At 56.6% G+C, this 1,867-nt stretch carries 2 protein-coding genes; both read right to left on the reverse strand.

Annotated elements, in window-relative coordinates:
- Positions 1-111: 111 nt before the first annotated feature.
- The gene (locus FM104_RS14810; RefSeq protein WP_143738454.1) at positions 112-720 is read right to left on the reverse strand and encodes a hypothetical protein; all 609 of its coding nucleotides are present in this window, start codon (positions 718-720) and stop codon (positions 112-114) included.
- Positions 721-1,223: 503 nt separating this feature from the next.
- A complete protein-coding gene (locus FM104_RS14815; RefSeq protein WP_087133002.1) occupies positions 1,224-1,580 on the reverse strand; it encodes a hypothetical protein in 357 nt (118 codons plus the stop codon).
- Positions 1,581-1,867: the final 287 nt, after the last annotated feature.

A 1,867-nucleotide genomic window follows, 5' to 3' on the forward strand; every position in this document is an offset into this window, starting at 1 on the left:
CTACCCGCCGAACCTCACCCGGCGCGCCTCAGCCCCACTGGATGTCCGAAGAGCCGTGAATGCCCGACAGCCGAGCCCTCCCGGCTGTCTCTGGAATGCTGGGAGATAGCGTTACTCGTTAGACATATCGAAGTAGGCGAACCCGGCGCCGTAAAGGCAATCGTTTGCGATCGTTTCCGTCGCATCAAACGGCAACCTGTTCGATCGCATGTCCTTCTCAAACTGATCTGTGGAGTAGTCGCCTTCGACGTATTCGCTCTCAGCCAGGCAGTGAACGGCGACGAGACGGCTATCCAGGATGGCGTCGGGGTTCGACACTTGCATTCTGTATAACGTCGTAACCGGACCAGTCTGTTTGGAGCAAGTCATGACTGCCTCGTCGAGCGCATCCGGATGGATGACGTCCGTGTACGGCAATTCTATGTATAGCCCCTCGCGTGTTTCTCGGAACGATGGCTCGAACCCTTGTCTATTCATGCAGGATACGTACATGCGGTGTGCTGCTTCATAATCGTGCGAGTCAATCTCCCCGGTGATACTTGCGTCAAGAAGTATTGGGTAAGATGGCGAGGTTGGGTCTAGTGCTTTCAGTGCATCGCTGTACATACCTTGGAGGCCCCCTTCATATGCCTGCGGTTGGGTGGGCTCTGTGGCTGCCATCGCGGCGAAGCTCCCTCCCAGCGTCACAGCAGCTCCTACCGCTACGAGGACCGTTGTCATACGCACACCGTGCCTTACGGCTCGTGTCTTCATGATCTCTCACGCCTTCTTCTTGCAGTACCACTGACCGTCGTAGTACGACCCGACCACGACTAGCTCTACTTTGCTTTCAGGGCCGATACCTGTTATCGAGTCGACGCCGTACGCAATGCTGGTCGAAATTTGCGCTTTTGCCCTGGAGATCAACACCGGTGCTTCACCGGAGCAGGTATAGACATACGCCCACGTCTTATACGGTGAGACCGTGGCAACCACTAACTTGCCCGTGCAGAACGTGTGTGGGTCACAGCCGCTAGCAGATGCAGCGGAAGCTCCAAACATCGATACTGTCGCTCCTATTACCAGAGAGGCACTAACCAACAGGCTTGCCTTAAGTCTTCCCCCCACCGATTTACGCATAACAAAGCCTTCCGATCACTTCACCGTATTCGGTCGGTCTTGAGCGTCGTTGCCCAAGATTGCTCGTAGGCTACTGTGGGTTTGAGGTTCCTACAACCCCATACTCAGAACGGTAGGAGAAACGCAGTAGCGAGGTTAATCGCTGTGCCGATCAGGCCTGTTGCGCTGAGGGCGATTCCCGCTCCAGCCAGAAGCAGTCTTACCCGACGTCTAGCGGCGCTAATGCCGGTCACGAGTGCTACCACGTTCAGGGCGGTAGCTAAACCGAGCGAGATGATCAAGAACGTGTACACATTGGCATAATCGCCCGCCGCCGCTGCTGATCGCGCGGACTGTGGAGCGCCGTACGCGCTGATCCATGTGATGACGGTCGCGATGATCGAGAGCGTGAAGCTCACGATTGCGTGAGAGTTGCCAGCCCGACTGGCGGCCGATGTTCCAGCCTTGTTGTGACTACTCATGAGCACATCGTAACTCTGAACTGGGCGGCATTTACCTCTAGTTGAGACCGCACGCAGTCGCCTTCATCGGCCCGACGAATGAACGTCTTCATGGTTAGTGCCTCACACGGGTCCTCGCCATCGTTCGGTCATCGTCGTCAACTGCCGAAAACGATCGTTTCCGGCAGGGCACCGAGGTCGCCGGCCGATTTGTCATTGTCCGAAGTCGTCGGCACAGCTGGCCCTAGTAATCCGGGCATTGTGCTGGGGACTGTGGACAACGCCCGATCTGTACTGGTGTGCACAAA

The sequence above is a fragment of the Microbacterium esteraromaticum genome (assembly GCF_900163815.1).
Lineage (GTDB): Bacteria > Actinomycetota > Actinomycetes > Actinomycetales > Microbacteriaceae > Microbacterium > Microbacterium esteraromaticum_B.

Excerpts from the sequence above, each read along its gene's own strand:
- FM104_RS14810 (WP_143738454.1), bottom strand. The coding sequence starts at position 720 with ATGACAACGGTCCTCGTAGCGGTAGGAGCTGCTGTGACGCTGGGAGGG.
- FM104_RS14815 (WP_087133002.1), bottom strand. The coding sequence starts at position 1,580 with ATGAGTAGTCACAACAAGGCTGGAACATCGGCCGCCAGTCGGGCTGGC.